General features: G+C 37.1%; 21 protein-coding genes and 4 pseudogenes. 18 read left to right on the top strand and 7 right to left on the bottom strand.

Going from position 1 to position 19,943, the window contains the following annotated elements; genetic code table 11:
• The first annotated feature begins 4 nt into the window (after positions 1-4).
• Complete coding sequence (locus tag H3Z85_15125) at positions 5-655, top strand: ClbS/DfsB family four-helix bundle protein (GenBank protein QPQ50741.1); 651 nt, start codon at positions 5-7, stop codon at positions 653-655.
• On the opposite strand, the gene lysS is transcribed toward H3Z85_15125, so the two are convergent.
• From lysS to H3Z85_15105, 4 genes and pseudogenes are all read right to left on the bottom strand, one after another.
• Entirely contained in the window at positions 557-2,254 is a 1,698-nt protein-coding gene (gene lysS, locus H3Z85_15120; protein ID QPQ50740.1) for a lysine--tRNA ligase, read from the bottom strand. The two genes, H3Z85_15125 and lysS, sit on opposite strands and share 99 nt — an antisense overlap.
• 117 nt (positions 2,255-2,371) lie before the next feature.
• Positions 2,372-3,300: pseudogene (rlmF, locus tag H3Z85_15115) on the bottom strand (23S rRNA (adenine(1618)-N(6))-methyltransferase RlmF).
• Positions 3,301-3,675 carry a c-type cytochrome gene (locus H3Z85_15110; protein ID QPQ50739.1) on the bottom strand — a complete coding sequence of 125 codons (375 nt, stop codon included), beginning with the start codon at positions 3,673-3,675 and terminating at the stop codon, positions 3,301-3,303. It lies immediately after the preceding pseudogene.
• Positions 3,675-3,887, bottom strand: coding sequence for a hypothetical protein (locus tag H3Z85_15105; protein ID QPQ50738.1), 213 nt, complete (start codon positions 3,885-3,887; stop codon positions 3,675-3,677). Before H3Z85_15105 ends, H3Z85_15110 begins: the two co-directional genes overlap by 1 nt.
• Before the next feature lie 197 nt (positions 3,888-4,084).
• Here H3Z85_15105 and H3Z85_15100 point away from each other — a divergent pair, with 197 nt between their 5' ends.
• The 14 genes and pseudogenes from H3Z85_15100 (at position 4,085) to H3Z85_15035 (ending at position 15,398) form a co-directional block, all read left to right on the top strand.
• A complete protein-coding gene (locus H3Z85_15100) occupies positions 4,085-4,540 on the top strand; it encodes a cupin domain-containing protein (GenBank protein QPQ50737.1) in 456 nt (151 codons plus the stop codon).
• A 112-nt stretch (positions 4,541-4,652) separates the two neighbouring features.
• Positions 4,653-5,296 (top strand): annotated as a pseudogene (locus H3Z85_15095) (hypothetical protein).
• A 253-nt stretch (positions 5,297-5,549) separates the two neighbouring features.
• Positions 5,550-6,974: an anthranilate synthase component I family protein gene (locus H3Z85_15090; protein ID QPQ50736.1), complete on the top strand. Its 1,425-nt coding sequence runs from the start codon at positions 5,550-5,552 to the stop codon at positions 6,972-6,974.
• Between the two features lie 67 nt (positions 6,975-7,041).
• A complete protein-coding gene (locus H3Z85_15085) occupies positions 7,042-7,644 on the top strand; it encodes an aminodeoxychorismate/anthranilate synthase component II (protein QPQ50735.1) in 603 nt (200 codons plus the stop codon).
• 38 nt (positions 7,645-7,682) lie between these two features.
• A complete protein-coding gene (trpD, locus tag H3Z85_15080; GenBank protein ID QPQ50734.1) occupies positions 7,683-8,669 on the top strand; it encodes an anthranilate phosphoribosyltransferase in 987 nt (328 codons plus the stop codon).
• A gap of 52 nt (positions 8,670-8,721) precedes the next feature.
• Positions 8,722-9,501, top strand: a complete 780-nt coding sequence (gene trpC / locus H3Z85_15075) for an indole-3-glycerol phosphate synthase TrpC (GenBank protein QPQ50733.1) — start codon at positions 8,722-8,724, stop codon at positions 9,499-9,501.
• 15 nt (positions 9,502-9,516) lie between these two features.
• On the top strand, positions 9,517-10,218 hold the full coding sequence (locus H3Z85_15070; GenBank protein ID QPQ50732.1) for a phosphoribosylanthranilate isomerase: 702 nt from the start codon (positions 9,517-9,519) through the stop codon (positions 10,216-10,218).
• Between the two features lie 247 nt (positions 10,219-10,465).
• A complete protein-coding gene (locus H3Z85_15065; protein QPQ50731.1) occupies positions 10,466-10,612 on the top strand; it encodes a hypothetical protein in 147 nt (48 codons plus the stop codon).
• 172 nt (positions 10,613-10,784) lie between these two features.
• On the top strand, positions 10,785-11,009 hold the full coding sequence (locus tag H3Z85_15060; GenBank protein QPQ50730.1) for a hypothetical protein: 225 nt from the start codon (positions 10,785-10,787) through the stop codon (positions 11,007-11,009).
• Positions 11,010-11,013: 4 nt separating this feature from the next.
• Positions 11,014-12,193: pseudogene (trpB, locus tag H3Z85_15055) on the top strand (tryptophan synthase subunit beta).
• Positions 12,194-12,283: 90 nt separating this feature from the next.
• Positions 12,284-13,018 carry a tryptophan synthase subunit alpha gene (locus H3Z85_15050; protein QPQ50729.1) on the top strand — a complete coding sequence of 245 codons (735 nt, stop codon included), beginning with the start codon at positions 12,284-12,286 and terminating at the stop codon, positions 13,016-13,018.
• 31 nt (positions 13,019-13,049) lie between these two features.
• The gene (lipB, locus tag H3Z85_15045; GenBank protein QPQ50728.1) at positions 13,050-13,778 is read left to right on the top strand and encodes a lipoyl(octanoyl) transferase LipB; all 729 of its coding nucleotides are present in this window, start codon (positions 13,050-13,052) and stop codon (positions 13,776-13,778) included.
• Positions 13,779-14,053: 275 nt separating this feature from the next.
• Positions 14,054-15,016 carry a hypothetical protein gene (locus H3Z85_15040; GenBank protein QPQ50727.1) on the top strand — a complete coding sequence of 321 codons (963 nt, stop codon included), beginning with the start codon at positions 14,054-14,056 and terminating at the stop codon, positions 15,014-15,016.
• A gap of 70 nt (positions 15,017-15,086) precedes the next feature.
• Positions 15,087-15,398: a hypothetical protein gene (locus H3Z85_15035; protein QPQ50726.1), complete on the top strand. Its 312-nt coding sequence runs from the start codon at positions 15,087-15,089 to the stop codon at positions 15,396-15,398.
• A gap of 14 nt (positions 15,399-15,412) precedes the next feature.
• Here the strand turns inward: H3Z85_15035 and H3Z85_15030 are convergent.
• A pseudogene (locus H3Z85_15030) lies at positions 15,413-16,163 on the bottom strand (SDR family oxidoreductase).
• 272 nt (positions 16,164-16,435) lie between these two features.
• Between H3Z85_15030 and H3Z85_15025 the strand changes: the two are divergent.
• The 3 genes from H3Z85_15025 to H3Z85_15015 are packed head-to-tail and all read left to right on the top strand — an operon-like array spanning position 16,436 to position 17,959.
• The gene (locus H3Z85_15025) at positions 16,436-17,068 is read left to right on the top strand and encodes an NAD(P)H-dependent oxidoreductase (GenBank protein QPQ50725.1); all 633 of its coding nucleotides are present in this window, start codon (positions 16,436-16,438) and stop codon (positions 17,066-17,068) included.
• A 31-nt stretch (positions 17,069-17,099) separates the two neighbouring features.
• The gene (locus H3Z85_15020; protein QPQ50724.1) at positions 17,100-17,534 is read left to right on the top strand and encodes a MarR family transcriptional regulator; all 435 of its coding nucleotides are present in this window, start codon (positions 17,100-17,102) and stop codon (positions 17,532-17,534) included.
• Complete coding sequence (locus H3Z85_15015; GenBank protein QPQ50723.1) at positions 17,534-17,959, top strand: organic hydroperoxide resistance protein; 426 nt, start codon at positions 17,534-17,536, stop codon at positions 17,957-17,959. The genes H3Z85_15020 and H3Z85_15015 overlap by 1 nt, the downstream gene beginning before the upstream one ends.
• Before the next feature lie 258 nt (positions 17,960-18,217).
• On the opposite strand, the gene H3Z85_15010 is transcribed toward H3Z85_15015, so the two are convergent.
• Positions 18,218-18,847, bottom strand: coding sequence for a peptide deformylase (locus H3Z85_15010; protein QPQ50722.1), 630 nt, complete (start codon positions 18,845-18,847; stop codon positions 18,218-18,220).
• A 119-nt stretch (positions 18,848-18,966) separates the two neighbouring features.
• Positions 18,967-19,839: a ChaN family lipoprotein gene (locus H3Z85_15005; protein ID QPQ50721.1), complete on the bottom strand. Its 873-nt coding sequence runs from the start codon at positions 19,837-19,839 to the stop codon at positions 18,967-18,969.
• Positions 19,840-19,943: the final 104 nt, after the last annotated feature.

Raw genomic sequence — 19,943 nt, 5'->3', positions numbered from 1 at the left:
ACTTATGCAAACATATAAGGATAAAAAAGAACTCATCGATGAGCTTAGAAAAAGATATGAATTGTATGATAAGGAGTTTGATGATATAAAAGAAATCGAAAAAAGTTTATATAAACATGGAGTCGACAAAACGCCTTCACAAAACATAGCTTATCAACTCGGCTGGAGCCATTTACTCTTGCAATGGGAAGCTGACGAAAGAAAAGGAATCGAAGTAAAAACACCGACCCCTGATTACAAATGGAATAATTTAAAAGGATTATATCAGTCTTTCTACGAACAATATGGCTCTTACAGCCTGCAACAGCAAAGAGAACTGTTACAAAGTCAGGTAAACGAAATTATTGACTGGATTGAAAGCCTTGATCATGAAATCTTATTTGTTCCTGAACAAAGAAAATGGGCAACTACACCTGCAAAATGGCCGGTTTGGAAATGGATTCATATCAATACCGTGGCCCCATTTAAAAACTTCAGGACGCAGCTCCGGAAATGGAAAAAGAAACCGGTACACACTAAGTCTGTACCGGTTTTTTTTATATCTGTTTTAATAAAACTATACAAGCTTCATCAAAAGAACTTCGTCAATTTTCTCTACTTTCACAATATTATTCTTTGTCAAAGTTTTGGAAGCTTTGTCCCATTTTTTACCTGATAACTGGCTTCTTTCCTTTACTTCAGCTAAAGTCATCGGTTCTTCCTGAGAATTTAGGATTTCTAGGATTACTTTCTCATCCTCTCCCAGTTCAATTTGCGGAACGGCTTTTTCAGGTCTCATCTGAGGGAAGAATAATACTTCCTGGATCGATGCATTGTTCGTTAAGAACATGATCAGCCTGTCCATTCCGATTCCTAATCCTGAGGTTGGTGGCATACCGTATTCAAGAGCTCTTAAGAAATCCTGATCAATAAACATAGCCTCATCATCACCTCTTTCAGAAAGGGCCATCTGAGCCTCAAAACGTTCTCTCTGATCAATCGGGTCATTAAGCTCTGAATAAGCATTGGCAATTTCCTTACCACATACCATCAATTCGAAACGCTCTGTTAAACCTTCTTTGCTTCTGTGTTTTTTAGTCAATGGAGACATTTCAACAGGATAATCCGTAATGAAAGTCGGCTGAATAAAGTTTCCTTCACATTTTTCACCGAAGATCTCATCAATTAATTTCCCTTTCCCCATTGTTTCATTCACTTCAATACCGATAGATTTTGCAAAATCATACAATTCCTTCTCTGTTTTTCCTGTGATATCAAAACCTGTAAATTTCAGGATAGCTTCTGTCATGGAAACTCTTGGATACGGAGCTTTAAAGTCTACATGATGTTCTCCAAATGTAGCAGTCGTAGTTCCGTTTACCTGAATGGCACAGAATTCCAATAACTTCTCAGTGAAATCCATCATCCAGTTGTAGTCTTTATATGCTACGTAAATTTCCATAGCAGTAAACTCCGGGTTGTGGGTTCTGTCCATCCCTTCGTTTCTGAAGTTTTTAGAGAACTCATATACTCCGTCAAAACCACCTACGATCAATCTTTTCAGGTACAATTCATTGGCAATTCTTAAATATAATGGAATATCTAAAGCATTGTGATGCGTGATAAAAGGCTTTGCCGCTGCTCCACCGGGAATCGACTGCAAGATCGGAGTTTCCACTTCAAAATATCCTGCATCGTTAAAGAAAGTTCTCATCGCATTGAACAATTTTGTCCTCTTCACGAAAATTTCTTTTACCTGAGGGTTTACCGTTAAATCCACATAACGTTGTCTGTATCTCAATTCAGGATCTGTAAATCCGTCATGTACTACCCCGTTTTCATCCGTTTTTGCCTGAGGAAGCGGACGTAAAGCTTTGGTTAAAAGCGTAAAGTTTTTTACTAAAACCGTCTTCTCCCCTACCTGAGTCGTGAACAATTCTCCTTCAATACCGATAATATCACCGATATCCAAAAGGTGTTTGTACACTTCATTATATAATTCTTTATCTTCACCCGGACAGATTTCGTCTCTGTTGAAGTAAACCTGAATTTTTCCTTTAGAATCCTGCAATTCCGCGAAAGAAGCCTTCCCCTGAATTCTGCGGGACATTAATCTACCAGCGATCTTCACCTGTTTACTTTCAGAAAAGTCCTGTTTTATAGATTCTGTAGTATCTGTAATCGTATACTCATCCGCAGGGAATGCGTTAATCCCCATTTCAGTAAGCTTATTCAGCTTTTCTCTTCTAATGATTTCTTGTTCTGATAATTGCATTTCTTATTTTTCTAAAAGCGTACAAATTTAGGCATTTTTGCCTTGACCATCAAATTGATTTTTTCAGAAATTTAAAAATAGATCATGTTAACGTTCAAAACAATGACATGGTCTATTTTACGTAAACCAGTATTTCTGCTTCTGTTGAGGAATAAATGTCCAGGCCAGCATTCTGCTTACTTTCTGTCCCTGAGCCATATCAATGATTTTGAAATCTGCAGTCTTTACTTTCTTTAAAAGTTCCAAGAGTTTGGGTAAGTTATCTTTTTTAGAAACCAGACAGGTAAACCAGAGAACCTGCGATGCGAATTCTGCACTTTCCCGAATCATTGTGCTGATAAAAGCCAGTTCACCACCTTCACACCATAATTCGGACTGTTGGCCGCTGAAATTGAGTAAAGGTTTTTGTTTCTTTGATCTGTTAATATTTTTTGTTTTCCTGATATTTCCCTTCATCGCAGCTTCTTCGGAATCATGGAAGGGGGATTACACATCGAAAATGTGAACCGGTTATCAGATTTCAGAATATTTTTAAAGATATGCTTTGGATCCGGCTGTTGTTGTAATTGAATTACCGGAAGAAGATCCAGATTCTGGTCTAAAATCTCCTGTGCATTTTTAAGAGAATCATCACTGATATCAGTTCCCAGCATCTGCCAGCCGTAAGACCGGTGAGCAATTAAAGGATATACAAGATTCGCTCCGGTTCCTATATCCAGACCTTTTACAGCAACTCCTGCCGGAATTTCACCGGATGATTCTGCTAACAGATCTGCAATATAGTGCACATAATCTGCCCTGCCGGGAATGGGAGGACATAAATTGGTATCGGGAATATCCCAGTTTTTAACATGATAAAAATGCTCCAACAATGCCTTATTCAACAACTTTACCGCTTTAGGAATGCTAAAATTAATCGTTGTTGTCTGATAAGCATTGACAAATACATAATGCTTCAGTTCCGGCACACAAGAAATAAGCTGCTCAAAATCGTATGGATCGCGATGCAGATTTCTTGTGTGCAGACTGGATTTTTCAGTAGACATTTATTTTTTCTGACTTAAAATATATTCTACCATCTTTTTGGCATCGTCTTTAGATACCTGTGGATGGGCAGCCATAGGGACACCTCCCCAAACACCACTTCCGCCTTCTATAATTTTGGAAGCCAGCAGTTCAATATCCTTTTCAGAATACTTGTTGGCGATTTCCTGATAAGAAGGTCCTATCATTCTCTCGGTAGCCGAATGGCATCCTGAACAATCTAATGTTTCGATGATCTGATCACCGGAAAGATTAGATTTTGCAGGTTCTGAAACAGCTGGTGTTTCAGAAGCAGTCGCCACTTCAGCTGTATTTTCTTTTTTAGAACAGGAAATGGTCAGAAGACCTACAATTCCTGCCAAAAATATTTTTTTCATTATTTCTTCGCAGTAGAATCTGTTTTAGCAGCTTCAGGAGCAGTAGGAGTTGCAGCAGGAGCAGCGGCAGGTTTAGCTGTAGAATCTACAACAGTAGTTGCTGCAGGCTCTTCAAGCATGGTATTGCTGTCTTGTAATGAATGATCTACTTTTTTAGAGCAGCTAGCTAATAATAAACCTCCGATAAATGCGATTGCTAATACTTTTTTCATTGTTTTCTAATTTGGTAGCAAAAATATAAAAAATAAACTTTTAAACTTATGACAAATGTTTTCTTTGAAGAATATTTTTTCAGAGGTAGTTTTTATGTAAAAAAGCAAAAAATAATTCATTTACTAGGGAAAATTAAATCTGATTATTATTTTTGTGAAACGGATCATAAAGGTTCATCAACTCATAATTTATAACTATGACTAAAAGAAATTTATTCAGTACATCAATGCTTGCTGTACTTTCTACCCTCATTCTGTCTTGTGACAATTCTTCATCTGATGATCAGAAATCTGAATATTCTGATAAAATTGAATCGGTAACGTTATTGAAGACTTCCAAATCCTGGGAAGGTACCCTCTACCCTGCTTATCCGACGGGGCAACCTGAGATATCAGTTCTTAAGATATCCGTCCCTCCCAACAAAGCATTGGATTGGCATAAGCATCCTGTCATCAATGCGGCATACGTAGAAAAAGGAGAAATCCAGATCGAAGTGAAGGAAACCGGCAAAACCCAATGGATAAAGCAAGGGCAAGTACTTCCTGAAATGGTTAACATGGCCCACCGCGGCAAAACGGGAGATAAGGGAGCCACTCTGATTGTTTTTTACAGCGGGTCTCCTGACCTGCCACTTTCAGAACCTGTACATTAATTTATTATTTAACGCTAAGGCCACAAACCTATTTTAAAATCTTTAATAATGACCGTTTGTGAACTTAGCGTTTATTATAACGATATGTCAGAAGATAATCTTATCTTTAAACATGGTTTTGATTTCAAAAATTTTGTTTTTTGCCAGTCATCATGGTTTTTATACTGTGATACTGCTTTTGGTATTCTTTGGCGGGCTCTCTGCTTTGACAAAGAAAGGATGGTTTCTGATTCCCATCATTCCTCTGGCGATCTTAAACGGAGTGGCAGGTCAATTTATAAATGCATGGTTTTTGAACAAATACGGAGTAGAAAGTACCGCAATTATAACTTCTGATGTGGAAACCAACTCCACATTAAACGAAATGTATATTCATGATTATGAAGCCATTGTCAAGTTGCAGAACGGAAAATATATTTCAACTTTTTTTCTACCACCACTGCAGCCATTTATCCTATTGAAAATGCCATTAGAATTCCCCAGATGGAAGTTTCTTTTCCCGTGAAATACATTCCCGGATATGAAAAAAACATTGTCATTCTTTACGGACAATCCGAAGAAGGAAAAATGGCAGACAAATATTCAAAGCTTGCTCCGGTGAATTCTGCAAGGATCAAATATGAAGCAGACAGAACCAATAAAGAATTCATTGATGAGTATATTTCTGCACTGGAAAACTATGTAAAGTACTATGATGAAGAAGGATACCAGTCAAAACTCAAAGAATTGAAAGAAGAACGTAAACGATTGAAATAAGTACATTTTGATATTAAGTTTTTTTATTTTTTGATATTTTTTATTTTTTGTATTAAAAAATTTTCTACATTTGTCACATGTTAAAAATAAACAACAATAATTGGTGGTGGCTTTCAAACTCTTCGTCGGGTCTGGAGGTATTGTCATGTTGTTAATTATACAATAGAAATAATCAAATAAACAATATATAGGCTTTGACGGAAACGTTAAAGCCTTTTTTTATTCCTTACCTTCATTAAAAACAAAACTACAGATGCTTACTGATAGAATTAACATAAAAACCGTTTCGAAAAAAACACTGGGAGACCTTCATACTCCCATGAATATCTACCTTAAAATCAGAGATAAATTCAGGGATACCATCCTTCTGGAAAGTTCAGATTCAAAAAGTATTGATAACAACTTTTCTTTTATTGCAGTAAATGCCATTGCAGGAATTGAAGTAAAAAACCTGAACGAATTTGAAATTAAACTGCCTACCACTCCGCCGGTAAAACAGTTTATCATGGAGCGCAATATCACTGATATTTTTGAAGAATTCCGTAAGATTTTTGACTGTAAAAAGACCAATGATCCTATTGAAGAAACTGCACAGAGCCTTTTTGGATACACCAGCTTTGAAGCCGTTCAGTTCTTTGAAAATATCAGTCTTAAAGCTCAGAGCCCTGAAGTGGAAATTCCTATTCTCAGATACAGACTTTACCAATATGTCATTGCCATCAACCATTTTAATGATGAAATGTACATTATTGAAAACCAGATCGACGGGGTAAAATCTGAGCTTCATCTTTTAGAAACACTCATCAAAAATCAAAATACACCCGTTTATCCTTTTGAAAAAAACGGCGAGGAAACCTCAAATATTACCAGTGAAGACTATATCGAATTGGTGAAAACCGCTCAAAGGCATTGTATGAGAGGTGACGTCTTCCAATTGGTGCTGAGCAGAAGATTTGAACAGAAATTCAAAGGAGACGAGTTTAATGTATATCGAGCGTTGAGAAACATCAACCCTTCGCCTTATCTGTTTTATTTTGATTACGGAAATTACAAATTATTCGGCTCCAGCCCGGAAAGCCAGTTGATTATTAAAAACAACAAAGCGATCATTCACCCTATCGCCGGAACTTCCAAAAGAACAGGAAATTTCGAAGCTGACCTTGAAGCGATTGAAGTTTTGAAAGCTGATCCTAAAGAAAATGCAGAACACACCATGCTGGTAGACCTTGCAAGAAACGATTTAGGAAAACTCGGAAAAAATGTAACGGTAACCAAGCTCAAAGAGATTCAGCTCTTTTCACATGTTATCCATATGGTAAGCGAAGTGACAGCCGATGTTGAGAATGATATCAATCCTCTTGAAATGGTCTCTGCCACCTTCCCGCAAGGAACATTAAGCGGGGCCCCGAAGCACAAAGCCCTTCAGCTTATTAATCAATATGAAAAAGATTCCCGGGGCTATTACGGAGGCTGCATTGGTATGATCGGCTTAAACGGAACCTGCAACCAGGCCATTATGATCAGAACTTTCCTGAGCAAAAACAATACACTTTATTATCAGGCGGGAGCCGGCCTTGTGGCGAAATCTGTCCCTGAAAATGAATTACAGGAAGTAAACAATAAGCTTAATGCATTGAAAAAAGCAGTTGAGAAAGCGGAAAAAATAGTGGAAAATTGAGTGTTGAAAATTGAAAACCGACAACTATTCAGTTAACTATAAAACTAATTTACAATAATAAAAAGAGATGAACAACACGATAAACACTCAACAACCACAGCTTAAAGTTCTCGTTTTTGATAACTATGACAGCTTTACTTATAACCTTGTCCAGATCATTGAAAGAATTCTGAATCAAAAAGTGGACGTGGTAAGAAATGATAAGATTACCCTGGAAGAAATTAATGCTTACGATAAAATCATCCTTTCACCGGGCCCCGGGATTCCTGAAGAAGCCGGAATTTTATTAGACTTAATAAAAGAATATGCTCCTACAAAAAGTATTTTGGGAGTTTGTCTTGGCCAACAAGCCATTGCGGAAGCATTTGGTGGAAGCCTTATCAATCTTTCTGAAATATTTCATGGTGTGGCCACTACTACTGAACTGGTCAAAGAAAATACAAAATTATTCAGAGAAGTGCCTTCCGGAATTGAAGTCGGAAGATACCACAGCTGGGCAGTGAATCCCGAAGGTTTCCCGGAAGAACTGGAAATCACAGCTGTAGACAAAGACGGAATGATCATGGCCTTACAACATAAAACCTATGATGTACACGGGGTACAATTCCATCCTGAAAGTATTTTAACTCCTGACGGAGAAACCATTATCAAAAATTTTCTTTTATCGTGAATACAACAGAAATTCCCTCAACAATAAAAACTCCTCAAATGAAAGAAATCCTGCAATACCTTTTCAATCATCATACCTTATCGAAGTCTGAGGCAAAAGCAACGATGACCGAAATTGCACAAAATAAATTCAATACAGCAGAGGTCACTGCTTTTATCAGTGTTTTTCTGATGCGTAATATTACCCTGAAAGAGCTGGAAGGCTTCAGAGAAGCTCTACTGCAAATGGCTGTTCCTGTACATATCGATGCCAGTGATGCTATAGATATTGTAGGGACAGGAGGTGACGGAAAAAACACAATCAATATATCAACCCTGGCCAGCTTTGTAGTGGCCGGAGCCGGACAGAAGGTTACAAAACATGGAAATTACGGGGCTTCTACCACTACAGGTTCGTCGAATGTACTGGAAGAACTTGGATATCAGTTCAAAAACAATTCTGATCAGCTGAATGAAGATCTTGACAAAGCAAATATCTGTTTTTTGCATGCACCTTACTTTCATCCTGCGCTGCAATCAGTTGGGGCGTTGAGAAGATCATTGGGACTAAGAACTTTTTTCAATCTTTTGGGGCCATTAGTTAATCCTGCAAAACCGCAATATTCTGTAATTGGAGTCTACAACCTTGAAATTGCAAGAATTTATCAATATCTCCTGCAGAAAGAAGCTCAGGACTTTGTTCTTGTTCACGGTCTGGACGGTTATGATGAAATAAGCTTAACCCATGACAGTAAGATAATTACAAAACAGGGAGAAGAAATCTACTCGGCGGAAGATCTGGGATTCAATCCGGTTACCCTGGAAGATATTAAAGCCGGAGAAACCATCCAGGAAACAGCAAAAATCTTTATGAATATTCTTGAAGGCAATGGTACAGAACAGCAAAATTCAGTGATTCTGGCCAATGCATCAGTCGCATTATATCACACGAATAAATTCGGAACTTATAACGATTGTCTTCTTTTAGCGAAGGAGAGCCTGGAAAGCGGAAAAGCATTAAAAAGCTTTGAACTTTTGGTAAATTGAAAGTTAAATTGATGAATAAATTGACAATTTTTCCATCTTCTAATATTTAAAAATGAACATACTCGATAAAATTATTGAAAGGAAAAAAGCGGAAGTTGCAACAGCAAAATCCCATATTCCTGTGGAACAATTAAAAAGTACGGAGTTTTTTGAAAGGAAAACCCTGTCGTTGAAAGAATCTGTAAAAAATAAGAGCGGCATTATCGCCGAATTTAAAAGACAATCTCCTTCAAAAGGTATTATCAACAACAGTGTTTCACCATTGGAAGTGACTTCAGCGTATGAAACCTACGGAGCCAGCGGTGTTTCTATTCTGACAGATACAGATTTTTTCGGAGGAAGTTCTGAAGATGTTCTTAAAGTAAGAAATCATCTCCATATTCCCCTCTTACGAAAAGATTTCATGATCGATGAATATCAGTTTTACGAAGCAAAAAGTATCGGGGCAGATGTTATTTTACTGATCGCCTCCTGTCTTTCCCCTGCTCAGGTGCAGGAATTTACAGACCTTGCCCATGAACTCAACATGGAGGTTCTGCTGGAAATTCATACGGAAGAAGAACTGAAGCATTTTAACTCAAATATTGATCTTGTAGGAATCAACAACAGGAATTTGAAAGATTTTAAAGTCGATTTACAACATTCTGTTCAGCTGAAGAATCTTCTCCCGAAAGATGTCGTATCGGTGGCGGAAAGTGGTATTTATAGCCTTGAGGATTTTATGTATTTAAAAGAGAAAGGTTTTGAAGGATTCCTGATGGGAGAATATTTTATGAGAAATCCTGATCCCGCCAAAGCATTTGAAGATTTCAGTGTGCAAATTTCAAAATAACCTGCTACAAAAGATATGAAACATCATTCGTCAGCCCATCATTTTTATCCTTCCCTCAAAGTTTGCGGGTTAACAAAACGTGATCAGATTCAGGAATTGATTGCCATGAATGCGGATTTTCTGGGCTTCATCTTTTATGAAAAATCCCCACGATATGTTCTGAATCATCTGACATTGGAAGAAATATCCCTGATTGACTATCCCGGAAAAGTTGGAGTATTCGTTAATGAAGAGGTTGATAAAATTTTTGAAATAACCCAAAAAGCAGGATTAAACTTCATCCAGCTTCATGGCGATGAAAGTGATGATTTTATGATTGAATTAAAGAAAAAATTACACCCGGAAACCGGAATTATCAAGGTGATACGAATTGGCGATAACACGGCTGAAAATAAAAACAAAATAAAACAAATTATAAACATCTTAACCCCTGAGCTCCCGGTTGCCTATTATCTGTTTGATACTGACAGTAAAGCATTCGGCGGAACCGGAAAACAGTTTGACTGGTCAATATTAAATGAGCTGAATATCCCTCTGCCCTATTTCCTGAGTGGTGGCATCTCAGAAGAAAATATCGGTCATATTGAAACCCTGAATCATAAACCGTTTGCCCTGGATATCAATTCAAAATTTGAAACATCACCCGGTAATAAAGATATTGAACGAATAAAAAAATTCAGCCAAACCATTCAAAAAAGCCCCAACGGTACGATTTAAACCGGGATTGGATAAATCCACACATTGTATTCAGTATGAAGTACAGAAATGATTTCATCAATGAAATTGGTTCGGGAAATAAAAGCACATCCATCCAAATGGATGAAAACAAAAGGTAAGACATATGAAAATTTCTTTTAAGAGGTTGTTATGGAGTATTTTCGTTAAGTGACAAAGAGTTTATCTGCTTTGCCGGGTAAATCGTCCCTTCGGAACTCTTTATTAAATTTAACCACAATTAAAAATCATGAAATATCAGATCAAAAAAACAACCGAATTAACAGAACAGGAAATAGAACATATCCTCCGGCTTTGGGATATTTCAGCCTGGAACACGATGAAAGCAGCTTATTTTCAATCTTTTTTAAAGATTCCGAGTTTCATTTCCTGGTAGATGCTGGAGAGGCCATTTTAGCGGTATTGCGGGTAAATTTTGATTTTACGCTAAATATTTCAGGAGAGGAAATCTCATTGGCCGAGGCAGTCGGATTGGTCGCTGCTCAGAAGAAAAAGGATATGGAGCCAGATTGGTTGAGTATTTTACAGAGAATCTTAGGGAAAGAAATATGGAAACCATTGGATTTTGTCATACAGACCTCCGTCCGTTTTATGAAAAATGTAATATTGAGATTTTATATGATAAAGCAAAATCAATCAAAGAGAATATTAATTCCGAATGGGTCAACTCTGACGATGATGATATCTTAATCTTTCATCTATCTGATGAAAGGAAAAAATTACTTAATGGGCTCAGTGCTCAGAATCATGCTTATTTAATGACTAAAGAATAAAAAAATGAATTATAAAAACCCCGATGAAAACGGATATTACGGAGATTTTGGAGGAGCTTTCATCCCCGAAATGCTGTATCCGAATGTAGAAGAATTACAAAAAAACTACCTGGAGATCATTGAATCTGAAGATTTTCAAAATGAATACCAGGACCTGCTTACCCATTATGTAGGTCGTGCTACGCCATTATATTTTGCGAAAAATTTAAGTAAGAAATACAACACAAAGATTTACTTAAAGAGAGAAGACCTTAATCATACGGGAGCTCATAAAATTAACAATGCCTTGGGGCAGGTTCTGCTTGCCAGACGCCTGGGAAAAACAAGAATCATCGCAGAAACAGGTGCGGGACAACATGGTGTGGCCACGGCCACAGCTTGCGCATTGCTGGGTCTTCAGTGCATCGTGTACATGGGCGAAATCGATATTCAGAGACAGGCTCCGAATGTGGCCAGAATGAAAATGCTGGGTGCAGAAGTAGTAGCGGCTACTTCAGGCTCAAAAACGCTTAAAGACGCAGTGAATGAAGCTTTAAGAGACTGGATCAACAATCCTGTAACCACGCATTATGTGATTGGAAGTGTGGTGGGACCTCATCCTTTTCCTGATCTTGTGGCAAGATTTCAAAGTGTTATTTCAAAAGAGATTAAGGAACAGCTTAAAGAAAAAAATCGGAAGAGAAAACCCCGACTATGTCATTGCATGTGTTGGCGGAGGAAGCAATGCAGCAGGAACTTTTTACCATTTTGTAGAAGAAAATGACGTGAAAATTATTGCTGCCGAAGCAGGAGGATTGGGTGTTGATTCCGGAAAATCTGCAGCCACAACATTCCTCGGCACCTTGGGAGTTCTTCATGGAAGTAAGAGTCTTGTCATGCAAACGACAGACGGACAGGTTATCGAGCCTCACTCCATTTCTGCAGGATTGGATTATCCGGGGATCGGCCCTTTCCATGCCCACCTGTTCAAAGAAAAACGGGCAGAATTTTTCAGTATTAATGATGATGAAGCATTACAATCTGCATTCGAACTCACAAAGCTGGAAGGGATTATTCCGGCCTTGGAAAGCTCCCATGCATTGGCGGTTTTAGACAAAAAGAAATTCAATGAAAATGACATTGTAGTGATCTGTCTGAGCGGCCGTGGAGATAAAGATATGGAAACGTATCTTAAAAATTTGTAAAATGTAAAAAGTACGCATGTACAATGATTCTAAGAGATAAAAGCCTGGTTATAAACACATTCTACATGAATACATCAATACAATAAAAAAATGAAAAAACTAAATATATACTTCACGGCAGGAATTCCCCGACTGGAAGACACCGCTGATATTATACGACTTATCCAGGATTCAGGGGCTGATATGATTGAAATCGGAATGCCCTACTCTGATCCGGTAGCAGACGGACCTGTCATTCAAAAGGCCCATGAGCTGGCTTTACAAAACGGTATGACTATAGAAAAACTGTTATCTCAGTTAAAGAAAATTAAGAATGAGGTAAAAATTCCTCTAATACTGATGGGATATATCAATCCTGTTTTGAGTTTCGGATTTGAAAAATTCTGTGAAGCATGTGCAGAAAGCGGGGTTTCAGGATTAATTCTTCCTGATCTTCCTCCCATCGAATTTGAAAAAAACTATCAGCAGATATTGCAAAAATATAACCTCAACTTTACCTTTTTGGTTACGCCTGAAACATCGGATGTAAGGATTCAGTACCTTGATTCTTTAAGTTCAGGTTTCCTGTATGCGGTAAGCTCATCTTCTACCACAGGAAATGATCAGGCTGTATTGAAAAATGAAGACTATCTTTCGAGACTGGCTGCTCTCCCATTAAAAAATCCCGTGATGATCGGTTTCGGCATCAAATCCAAAGAGGATTTTGAAAATGTAACGGAAAGAGCAGACGGAGGTATCATAGGAACGGCTTTTGTGAATATTTTACTACAGGATAAAGATTGGAAGAAAAGTGCCATAGATTTTATCCATTCCATAAAAGGGTAAAATTCACTAAATTTGTATATCAAAAATTGAAATGAATACAAATCAGAATAAAGTAATAGAGTTTGAAGATTTAGGCATCAAAGAATATCAGCCCGCCTGGGATTATCAGGAAAAACTGATGAAAGATATTATTGAGACCAAGATAAAAAACAGAGATCTTCCGGCAGAGCAACATATCACCACCCCGAACCATCTTCTTTTAGTAGAACACCCTCATGTGTATACTTTAGGGAAAAGCGGGCATGAAGAAAATATGCTGGCCGGTATTGATCAATTAAAAGAACTGGAGGCTACCTATGTAAAGACCAATCGTGGTGGTGACATCACTTATCATGGTTACGGACAGATCGTAGGATATCCGGTACTGGATCTTGAAAACTTTTTCACGGATATTCATTTATATATGAGAAATCTGGAAGAAGTTATTATCAGAACGATCGGTGAGTATGGCCTTAAAGGAGAACGTTCTCCGGGAGAAACAGGAGTTTGGCTGGATGTTGGGAAACCCTATGCACGAAAGATCTGTGCGATGGGTGTAAAAGCTTCAAGATGGGTCACTCTGCATGGTTTTGCTTTAAATGTCAATACAGATATGCGTTACTTCGAATATATCATTCCGTGCGGAATCAAAGACAAACAGGTGACTTCTTTAAAAAGAGAGCTTGAAAGAGAATTGACTCCTGAGGAAATGGAAGATATCAAGGCCAAAATCAGAAAGCATTTTGCAGATGTATTCCAGGCAGAATTGATGTACAAATAGGTGTAGGAAAATATATTTAAACCAGTTTCAAAAATTGAAACTGGTTTTTTTTACCCCTTTTTTTTCTATCATTAAAATTATAAAACACGCAATAATAATCAACAAAACCACTATTTTTCACATTAAAAACACAATTTAAAAAGTAAAATTATTTGTTTAATTTGAAATTTTTACAAAAAACATTTGCAGGTATTCTATTTTTTTTTACTTTTAATCTCACAAAATAGTGAACTAATTCACTAAAAAATCATTTAACCACCAAATTTATGAGAATTATGAAAAAATTTCTGCTATCCATGATGGCATTTGTGACTATAATGTCATTCAATGCCTGCTCAGATTCAAATGCAGCTCAAGAAGCTAACCTCACATCTAATGAATCTAAAAACGTTGTCGTAAAAGACTTTGGAAAAACCGTTCCGGTAGGAATACAAAAAGAGAATGACAGCTACAGGGTCGCCTTCATGATTAGTGCACAACCTTTTTCAATAAAGGATACTAAAGAAAATGAAAACTTTATCGCCATGATCAGTCAGGCAGTAAAAAGCGAGTCACCCATTCATGTCTTTACTAAAGCAAACACGAATGAAATTGCAAAAGTGGAAAAAGCTACCGAAGCAGATGTTCGGTATTTTAAATCTATCTTAACCAAAGAGGTAAAATCAGATGCAACGACAAGCAAACTAGCTAGTGTTATCCCTAATCTGGCTACCTTAAACAGCTTATTTACGCAAATCAAAAATCAATCTTGTGGAACTTCCACCGCATCTTCTCCTTGCATCACGTTCAGATATCCTGTAGACGGATGCTATGCAAGGGCCCATAAAATGAGACAAATATTAAACAATGCCGGATATGAATGTGAAAAACAATTTGTATATGGCAATCTGAGAGCATCTACCGGTACATGCTGTGTATCATGGGTATATCACGTGGCCGTGCTCGTAAGCTTTAAAAATGCTTCCGGAGTTGTTGAAAAAAGAATTATTGACCCTTCTTTAAACTCTACAGGTCCCATCACCGATACTGCATGGAGAGCTTTATGTACAAACTCTACTTGTGGATCAACTTCGGTATCCTCTTATGCTAATACTGCAGGGAATGTCTATTACAGAAATCCTGCAGGCTCTTTATTGTATGATAATAACCTGGTAAATACCAACTGTACATTAACAGCATTTTCAGCGCTGTCAGGTTGTTCAGCTCCGGTACCAAGTACTGCACATTGCGGATTCTAACTAACTTTTTATAGAGCTCCTGCAAATAATAGTATATTACAGGAGCTTTTTACTCAATAATGTATTATTTATGAAAGTCTGGACGTATTTATTATTAGTATTTATCATGATCACATCCTGTTCTTCTAGCTCAGAGTCCCAGAAACTAACCTGGTACAATAATGCCAGCATCAACAATATCCTTGAAGATCCTGATAAACCGGAGGAAGTTGTACGGGTAGCCATCGGAATAAGTGCTCAGGTCTTTTATATTTCCAAGAAATCTTCCAATTATAAAAACTTGATCGAAAAGGCTAATCTTAGCTTTAAAAAAGGTAAAACCTACAATATCGGCGTTGATAGTAAAACCAATATGGTGAAAGAAATCAATGAGGTGAAGTAATTTCTACCCCTATTTTATCTTATCACAGAAATTCCTGCATCTACTCTTATCTCTGCTCCATGAATATAGGAAGCTTCATCGGAGGCAAGAAAAAGAACGACATTCGCTATTTCTTCAGGTTCTCCCTGTCTTTTGAACGGTATCGTAGGAATGATATGGTGCACGGCATTGTCTATTTGTTCAGCAGTGAGCCCGGTATTATTAAAGATATTGGTATTGATGTGCCCGGGACTGATCCCGTTGACTCTGATTCCGCGGTCTGTAAGTTCTAAAGCAAATGTTTTAATAAAAGACTGTACAGCTGCTTTTGCAGCAGTATAAATTGAAAAATTTTTCATAGCAATTTCCGTAGCTACTGAAGTATTTAAAACAATAGTACTTCCTTTTTTCATTAATGGTAATATCTGTTGTACCGTGAAAAAGTTCCTTTAACCAGCATATTGAATATTTCATCAAACTGGCTTTCCTCCACAAATTCAATTGGAGCTGGTTTTCCATACCCTGCATTAGGAAAGAGCAGATCAATCTGTTCTGTATATTTCTTTACCTCAGTCTGTAAATTCATTATGTCACTCATATTTCCGGCATTGGAAACAATTCCATGAGCCCTTTCTCCTAGTTGGTTTAAAGCTCTGTTGATGGTTTCTTTACTTCTCCCGGTAATAATTACTGTTCCCCCTGTTCAATAAATTGCTGAGCTGTTGCCAATCCCATCCCATTCGTTCCTCCAGTGATTAAAGCCGTCTTGTTTTTAAATTTTTGCATTGTTTTTAGTTTAATGTTCTTTTGCAAATATTAGAATAATTAAAAAAATAAAAAATCCAAATCATGGGAAAATCGTGATAACAGGAGCAAAACAAGAACAATGAATTTATCTGCCAGCTTTTCAATTGGTAAACATTTTTCTTTTCATAAATAATCATTATCAATAAAATTTATCAAAATTAAATTGTACACAATTTAATTGGTTTTATATTTGCATAGTTAATTTATAAGAAATAAACACCAGATAGTTTAATTTAAAAACAAAAAGAAAAATGTCATTACTAGAAGATTTAAACTGGCGACATGCCGTAAAAGCATATGATCCGTCCAAAAAAGTTTCAGAAGCAGATTTACAAACTATTTTAGAAGCTACAAGACTGGCACCTACTTCATCAGGATTGCAACCTTTCCGGGTTATCGTTGTAGAAAATCAGGACCTCAAAGAAAAAATGGTGGCTGGCGCTTTAAACCCTGAAGTTATGAGAGACTCATCTCATGTATTGGTTTTTGCAGCATGGGACAGCTATTCTAATGAGAAAATTGACAAAGTATATGATTATCACACCGATGTAAGAGATCTTCCAAGAGGTCGTTTCGGAAGCTATACGGATAAAATCAAAGAAATATACGGAGCACAGACTCCTGAACAACATTTTGCCCACACAGCCCGCCAGACATATATTGCGTTAGGAATTGCTTTGGCACAGGCTGCAGAACTTAAAATCGACAGCACTCCGGCAGAAGGTTTCAGTAATGAAGTGGTGGATGAAGTGTTGGGATTGAAAGAATTGGGCTTAAAAAGTGTAAGTCTTCTGTACCTGGGATACCGTGACGAAGCTAATGACTGGCTTTCCGGCATGAAAAAAGTCCGTGTTCCTATGGATGAATTTATCATAAAAAAGTAATACCTTCATCGAATCTTTCGTATTTAAACTTATGGAAACTCCGAAAACACCTAAACTGGAAAACCAGATCTGCTTTCCTCTGTATGTGATCGCCAAAGAGATTACAGGACTTTACCGTCCTTTCCTCGATGAGCTAGACATCACTTATCCCCAATATCTTGTCATGATGATATTATGGGAAAATGATGGACTTGCGGTAAGTCATATCGGAGATAAGTTGTTTCTGGACAGTGGTACTCTGACTCCACTTCTCAAAAGGCTGGAAGCAAAAGGATTTATCGTCAGAAAAAGAAAAAAGGAGGACGAAAGAGTGGTTGAAGTATTTTTAGCAGAATCCGGAAGACAACTTCAGAAAAAAGCCTGTGAAATTCCGGGAAAAATCCAGGAAAAACTCGATATACAACCTGAGGAATTGTTGCATCTTAAGGACACAGTACTCAAAATATTAAACAAAATAGAAAAATAATGAAAACCTTATATACCACAAAAGTAACCGCTACCGGCGGAAGAAACGGTCATGTAAAAAGTGAAAACAATGTTCTTGATCTTGAAGTAAAAATGCCTAAAGCTCTTGGTGGAGCAAATGATGATTTTACCAACCCCGAAATGCTTTTCGCAGCAGGATATTCTGCATGTTTTGATAGTGCTCTGAACCGTGTGATCAGTCTGTCAAAAATAAAGACCGGTGAAACCACAGTAACGGCACAGATTAGCATTGGTCAATTGGAAAACGGAGGTTTTGGACTGGCAGCAGAGCTGGACGTTAATATACCCGGAGTTTCTATTGAAGAGGCGCAGTCGTTAACGGAAAAAGCACATCAGATCTGCCCGTATTCTAATGCTACAAGAAATAATATTGAGGTGAAGCTTTCAGTAACCAACAACGATTAATCCAATTTTTTTAAGCATAGTTATAATGGAAGGAGCTGTTTTCAGATTGAAAACAGCTCCTTTTTTATTTTTTTAACCAAGGATTTTACAGATGATTATGTATAAGTTCAAGGCTTATGTTCTTAAACGAAACCCAAAAAAAAAAAGATTTAGACTGGAAAAAGAGCGCTAAGAATTTAATCGATATATCTATTGGATGGATCTCTATTCATACTGCTTCGCTGATGTATTACTTGGTACTTACTGGTTGTCTCTGTTTTATCTTTTGTTGAGATCACTCTTCTGGTAAGCATCGACTTTCTTATAGGAATTGTTTTTCTCTTTTTCTTTTTTATCGGAAATGAGTATTCCAAAAAGATGGTCTATCTCGTGCTGAAAAATAACTGCTGTAAAACCTTCTACTATTTCTGAATATTTTTGCCCTTTTAAATCTACATATTCAAGCTGAATGACTTTACTCCTGTAGAACTGGTCTCTGAAATCAGGAATGGAAAGATCTCCTTCCGGTCCCAGGTTTTGTAAATCAGATTTCCACACAATCACAGGATTGATAAAATATTCTAACGGAGCTCCTTCTTTGTCAAATCGCTGCACCCAGATTACTTTTCTGTTGATACCTACCTGCGGAGCTGCAATACCTACTCCCCCATCTGTGGACAGCAGTGATTCTTTCATTCTTTTCACCAAAACAACCGTGTTTGCGTCTGTAGGATTGGCTTCAGAGGAAAAATTCAACAGTGTTTTATGCTGATTGGCATCTGTTGTCTGGTAAATAGGCAGCGCAGAATGCACATCTCCCTGATTGATTATTGAAAGTTCATGGGAAGTAAAATTTTGCGCATTGAACAGACCGATATAAAAGATAAACAGAATGGATATTTTTTTCATAGTAATTGAATGTTGTACAAAGGTAAATAATGTCATTATGTTTTGGCTAAAGCCATTGTATTTTTTGTATAAAAAAAACGGGCTAGAGCCCGTTTCTATTGATCTAAACATGTTTTGTTTTAAAAAGTCTTGGTCATATCTCCCGGAATTATCAGATTAAAATCAGTCGGAATATAATCTTTTGACGGAATTTTCAGCTCAGGATCTTCAGATTCGAAAACAGAGATTACCGCCATTTTCATATTGGGATTCTTCTGTTTGATATACCAGTAGATTCCACCAAACTCCTTGCTGTGATAGTTTCCGTTGTAATGGATAAATGTCTTTCCGGCCTGAAAATTTTTCACGATTGATTCTGCCATTGTCGCATCTTTTGTGGCCTGTGCAGAAATAAAGTTCATCACTTTTGTACCTTCAGCATGATCTCCCATCATGGCTTTCATTTCAGGATAGCCCGGTGTATCCAGGGTTACGTTAATGGGTAACTGAGCAATATAAGCTTTCTCTTTATCACTTAATTTATTTAATGATTCCAATCCTTCTTTTGCTGTTTGGGAAGCATATTTCCTTGGAATATTGGTCGCAATAAAATTCAGTTTTTTATTTTTAGCAAAATCGACCAACGGTTTATAATCAGTGGCATAGTTATTCCATAAACGGGCAGAATCTTTGAAGGTCTTAGCATCAAACTTCCCTTTTAAATACTGATTCAGCTGAGGCTGGTTATCTCTTTCAAACATTTCAGCTCCCAAAATCAGCTGTCCTTTTTTCTTTTCATATAAGGCTTCTGTAATCTTTAACTGAAGCCAGTGGTTGACAGAACTGTTGTGATTTTCACCAAAGAAAACAACATCATAGTCTGCTAATTCTTTAACGATCTTATCGGTATTTACCTCCTTCCCTTTTTTATCATAAAACTGATATGCTTTAAAATTCTGCGCCTGTAAAGTACAAAATCCCGTCAAAAGCATTCCTATGAGAATATTTTTCATTTTTGTTTTTACTATTATTTAGTACATTTTATATTTTCATCATTTAAATATATTACAATAACCTCATGATCACAAGGTTTATCCACCATAAAAAAGACCGCTTT

Source organism: Chryseobacterium indologenes (genome assembly GCA_016025055.1).
In the GTDB taxonomy this organism is placed as follows: domain Bacteria; phylum Bacteroidota; class Bacteroidia; order Flavobacteriales; family Weeksellaceae; genus Chryseobacterium; species Chryseobacterium indologenes.
Note: the sequence above shows the minus strand (reverse complement) of the source record. Positions and strands in the feature narration are given on the sequence as shown.

Coding starts and splice junctions, on each gene's coding strand:
- H3Z85_15035 (QPQ50726.1), top strand. CDS start 15,087: ATGAAAGTCTGGACGTATTTATTATTAGTATTTATCATGATCACATCC.
- H3Z85_15060 (QPQ50730.1), top strand. CDS start 10,785: ATGGAAACCATTGGATTTTGTCATACAGACCTCCGTCCGTTTTATGAA.
- H3Z85_15020 (QPQ50724.1), top strand. CDS start 17,100: ATGGAAACTCCGAAAACACCTAAACTGGAAAACCAGATCTGCTTTCCT.
- lipB (QPQ50728.1), top strand. CDS start 13,050: ATGAATACAAATCAGAATAAAGTAATAGAGTTTGAAGATTTAGGCATC.
- H3Z85_15065 (QPQ50731.1), top strand. CDS start 10,466: ATGAAATATCAGATCAAAAAAACAACCGAATTAACAGAACAGGAAATA.
- H3Z85_15110 (QPQ50739.1), bottom strand. CDS start 3,675: ATGAAAAAAATATTTTTGGCAGGAATTGTAGGTCTTCTGACCATTTCC.
- H3Z85_15040 (QPQ50727.1), top strand. CDS start 14,054: ATGAAAAAATTTCTGCTATCCATGATGGCATTTGTGACTATAATGTCA.
- H3Z85_15005 (QPQ50721.1), bottom strand. CDS start 19,839: ATGAAAAATATTCTCATAGGAATGCTTTTGACGGGATTTTGTACTTTA.
- trpD (QPQ50734.1), top strand. CDS start 7,683: ATGAAAGAAATCCTGCAATACCTTTTCAATCATCATACCTTATCGAAG.
- H3Z85_15105 (QPQ50738.1), bottom strand. CDS start 3,887: ATGAAAAAAGTATTAGCAATCGCATTTATCGGAGGTTTATTATTAGCT.
- H3Z85_15125 (QPQ50741.1), top strand. CDS start 5: ATGCAAACATATAAGGATAAAAAAGAACTCATCGATGAGCTTAGAAAA.
- H3Z85_15070 (QPQ50732.1), top strand. CDS start 9,517: ATGAAACATCATTCGTCAGCCCATCATTTTTATCCTTCCCTCAAAGTT.
- H3Z85_15100 (QPQ50737.1), top strand. CDS start 4,085: ATGACTAAAAGAAATTTATTCAGTACATCAATGCTTGCTGTACTTTCT.
- H3Z85_15090 (QPQ50736.1), top strand. CDS start 5,550: ATGCTTACTGATAGAATTAACATAAAAACCGTTTCGAAAAAAACACTG.
- H3Z85_15050 (QPQ50729.1), top strand. CDS start 12,284: ATGAAAAAACTAAATATATACTTCACGGCAGGAATTCCCCGACTGGAA.
- H3Z85_15025 (QPQ50725.1), top strand. CDS start 16,436: ATGTCATTACTAGAAGATTTAAACTGGCGACATGCCGTAAAAGCATAT.
- H3Z85_15010 (QPQ50722.1), bottom strand. CDS start 18,847: ATGAAAAAAATATCCATTCTGTTTATCTTTTATATCGGTCTGTTCAAT.
- H3Z85_15015 (QPQ50723.1), top strand. CDS start 17,534: ATGAAAACCTTATATACCACAAAAGTAACCGCTACCGGCGGAAGAAAC.
- lysS (QPQ50740.1), bottom strand. CDS start 2,254: ATGCAATTATCAGAACAAGAAATCATTAGAAGAGAAAAGCTGAATAAG.
- H3Z85_15085 (QPQ50735.1), top strand. CDS start 7,042: ATGAACAACACGATAAACACTCAACAACCACAGCTTAAAGTTCTCGTT.
- trpC (QPQ50733.1), top strand. CDS start 8,722: ATGAACATACTCGATAAAATTATTGAAAGGAAAAAAGCGGAAGTTGCA.